Source organism: Daejeonella sp., from assembly GCF_049655485.1.
Taxonomy (GTDB): domain Bacteria; phylum Bacteroidota; class Bacteroidia; order Sphingobacteriales; family Sphingobacteriaceae; genus Daejeonella.
In genome coordinates this window covers 1-3,106 of record NZ_JBASJU010000188.1, presented here as the reverse complement: position 1 = coordinate 3,106, position 3,106 = coordinate 1, and the positions used below count along the sequence as shown (strand labels likewise).

Here is a 3,106-nt window from a genome sequence, read left to right as displayed (position 1 = left end):
GTTAAAGCTAAGCTTGATGTTAAAGCTCATGCGTTCTCTGAGGCAGCTCAAAAAGCTATCGAAGCTGCTGGTGGTGCAATAGTTAAATTGTAATATTACACATGAAGAAGCTTTTTACAACGCTATCCAATATCTGGAAGATTGAAGACCTGAGAGCGCGGATTCTTTTCACGCTCTTATGCCTTTTAATCTACAGAATAGGATCATTTATAATAATACCTGGTGTAGATCCTGCTTCGATACAAGAAGCAGATGCTAAGGAAGGTTTACTCGGATTGCTGAATATGTTTGCGGGCGGATCATTCTCCCGTAATTCCATTTTCGCGCTGGGTGTTATGCCATACATCTCTGCATCCATTGTGGTGCAGCTTTTAGGTATAGCAGTTCCTTATTTCCAGAAGCTTCAAAAGGAGGGTGAAAGCGGTCGTAAAAAGATAAATCAGGTAACCCGTTATCTGACCATCATAATTACGGCTTTACAAGCGATGGGTTATGTGAAAACACAGATAGCTCCGGAAGCGCGTTTAATGGCTGAGCCATTGTTTACCATCTCATCCATGTTCGTTCTAACGGCTTCTACCATGTTTATTGTATGGCTTGGAGAAAAGATCACAGACAAAGGTATTGGTAACGGTATCTCCATGATCATTATGGTTGGTATTATTGCCCAGTTGCCATTCGGCCTGGCAGCGGAATTCTCTGCCCGTATGGGAGCGCAGGGAGGATTAGTTACCTTAATCGTTGAACTTGCAGCACTATTTCTTGTAGTAATGTTTACAATTCTTATTGTTCAGGGTGTTAGAAAGATCCCTGTACAGTATGCAAAGAAGATCGTTGGTGCGAAGCAATACGGTGGTGTTCGTCAGTATATTCCCTTAAAGGTTAATGCTGCAGGTGTTATGCCTATCATTTTCGCTCAGGCGATTATGTTCATCCCAACGACGATAAGTTCATTCTTCCCATCGATGCAGTCATCATTCCTGGCATCTTTCAGTGACTATACTTCATTAACGTATAATCTGACTTTCGCTTTCATGATCATTGCATTTACGTTCTTTTATACAGCCATTACCGTTAATCCGGTTCAGATGTCTGATGATATGAAAAAGAATGGTGGTTTTGTTCCGGGTGTTAAACCAGGTAAAACGACAGGCGATTATATTGATGCTGTAATTTCGAAGATTACACTTCCAGGATCTATTTTTCTCGCTATCATCGCAATTATGCCGGCAATAGCAATTATTCTAGGTGTCAACAGTCAGTTTGCTAGTTTCTTTGGCGGAACATCATTGTTGATTCTTGTTGGTGTGGTATTAGATACATTGCAGCAGGTGGAGAGCCATTTATTAATGCGTCACTACGATGGATTGATGAAAACCGGTAGAATTAAAGGACGTACGCCAGTAGCGGGCGGCCCGGTAATTTAAGGTCATTCATGTCTAAAATTCATTTTAAGTCTTCGGAGGATATTGAAAAGATAAGAGAAAGCTCTCTTCTTGTATCCAGAACCCTGGCTGAAGTAGCTAAGGTTATCAGAGAAGGCCTGAAAACAATAGAACTTGATAAATTAGCAGAGACTTTCATCCGTGATCACGGAGGAGTCCCTGCTTTTTTAAACTACAACGGATTCCCTTATTCACTTTGTATTTCTTTAAATAATCAGGTTGTCCACGGATTCCCCGGTGATTACGTAATCAAGGACGGTGATATCGTTTCTGTTGATTGCGGTGTTATCTTAAATAAGTTCTTCGGTGATTCGGCATATACTTTTCCCATCGGAAATGTGGAACCAGAAACGCTAAAGCTTCTGCAAGTGACAAAAGAATGTCTTTCTCTCGGAATTGAGAAGGCGGTTACCGGTATGCGGGTTGGAGATATTGGCTACGTTGTACAGGAGCATGCAGAGAAAAATGGTTTTGGTGTAGTGAAGGAGTTGGTTGGACATGGGGTAGGAGTGAAGTTGCATGAAAAACCAGAAGTCCCTAATTACGGTAAACGCGGTTCTGGCATTAAACTCGAAGAGGGAATGGTGATAGCCATTGAGCCGATGATCAATGCTGGGAAGGCCGGTGTTAAGTTTTGGGATGATGGGTGGACGGTAAGTACTGTTGACAAAAAGCCATCCGCCCATTACGAGCATACGGTAGCTGTTAAAAAGGGCAAAGCAGACGTTCTATCGACCTTTAGTTTCATCGAAGAAGTTTTAGAACAAAAACATTAAAATATAAATATTTTTATTTAATTTTGCATCCCTGTTCCGATGGGTCAAAGAGGTAAAAACCAGGACATAAAGGCTTGTTTTGAGATAGATTATAAAAAAACCGGTTTCTCAGGCCTTCAGGAGTAGAAAAGACATTAGGGAAATCAATATATTATATGGCCAAACAGGCTTCAATTGAACAAGACGGAATAATCAGGGAAGCATTGTCTAATGCAATGTTTCGTGTTGAACTAGAGAACGGACATGAGATCATAGCGCATATTTCAGGTAAAATGAGGATGCACTACATCAAAATATTGCCTGGAGATAAGGTAAAATTGGAGATGTCACCGTATGATCTTAGTAAGGGTAGAATAACGTACAGATATAAATAGAATAAAGATGAAGGTTAGAGCATCAATTAAAAAGCGTAGCGCTGATTGTAAAGTAATCCGTCGTAAGGGTGTACTTTATGTGATCAACAAAAAGAATCCTAAGTACAAACAACGTCAGGGATAAATTTAAACTGGTTGTTAGTTTTTAGTAGTTAGTTGTTAGACGATAACAACTGTCAACTGTTAACTGTCAACTGTCAACTTTTCAATAATATATGGCAAGGATAGCAGGTATTGATTTACCAAGAAACAAAAGAGGAGAGATCGGACTTACTTACATTTACGGTATCGGAAAGTCAACCGCACAGCGGATTTTGACTGACGCAGGTATCGATGTAAATATCAAAGTACAGGAATGGACTGATGACCAGTTAGCAGCGATTCGTGGTTTCATCAATGATGAGATCAAAGTAGAAGGTGCTCTTCGCTCTGAAGTACAGTTGAACATTAAACGTTTGATGGATATCGGTTGTTACCGTGGTCTGCGTCACCGTAAGGGATTACCTGTACG

6 protein-coding genes are annotated in these 3,106 nt (G+C 40.5%); all 6 read left to right on the top strand.

Annotated elements, in window-relative coordinates:
• A partial coding sequence (locus WBJ10_RS08015) for an uL15m family ribosomal protein (protein WP_424289077.1) occupies nucleotides 1–93 on the top strand: 93 nt, incomplete at its 5' end.
• 8 nt (nucleotides 94–101) lie between these two features.
• Nucleotides 102–1,427, top strand: coding sequence for a preprotein translocase subunit SecY (secY, locus tag WBJ10_RS08010; RefSeq protein ID WP_424289075.1), 1,326 nt, complete (start codon nucleotides 102–104; stop codon nucleotides 1,425–1,427).
• Nucleotides 1,428–1,435: 8 nt separating this feature from the next.
• A complete protein-coding gene (gene map / locus WBJ10_RS08005) occupies nucleotides 1,436–2,221 on the top strand; it encodes a type I methionyl aminopeptidase (protein ID WP_424289073.1) in 786 nt (261 codons plus the stop codon).
• A gap of 155 nt (nucleotides 2,222–2,376) precedes the next feature.
• Nucleotides 2,377–2,595 carry a translation initiation factor IF-1 gene (gene infA / locus WBJ10_RS08000; protein WP_026897900.1) on the top strand — a complete coding sequence of 73 codons (219 nt, stop codon included), beginning with the start codon at nucleotides 2,377–2,379 and terminating at the stop codon, nucleotides 2,593–2,595.
• A 7-nt stretch (nucleotides 2,596–2,602) separates the two neighbouring features.
• Nucleotides 2,603–2,719, top strand: a complete 117-nt coding sequence (rpmJ, locus tag WBJ10_RS07995) for a 50S ribosomal protein L36 (RefSeq protein WP_079702220.1) — start codon at nucleotides 2,603–2,605, stop codon at nucleotides 2,717–2,719.
• Nucleotides 2,720–2,810: 91 nt separating this feature from the next.
• Nucleotides 2,811–3,106 (top strand): 30S ribosomal protein S13 (gene rpsM / locus WBJ10_RS07990; RefSeq protein WP_424289070.1); only part of this gene is annotated, 296 nt, incomplete at its 3' end.

Bases quoted from the DNA above. Each gene is read 5' to 3' on its own strand.
- infA (WP_026897900.1), top strand. From the start codon at position 2,377: ATGGCCAAACAGGCTTCAATTGAACAAGACGGAATAATCAGGGAAGCA.
- rpmJ (WP_079702220.1), top strand. From the start codon at position 2,603: ATGAAGGTTAGAGCATCAATTAAAAAGCGTAGCGCTGATTGTAAAGTA.
- secY (WP_424289075.1), top strand. From the start codon at position 102: ATGAAGAAGCTTTTTACAACGCTATCCAATATCTGGAAGATTGAAGAC.
- map (WP_424289073.1), top strand. From the start codon at position 1,436: ATGTCTAAAATTCATTTTAAGTCTTCGGAGGATATTGAAAAGATAAGA.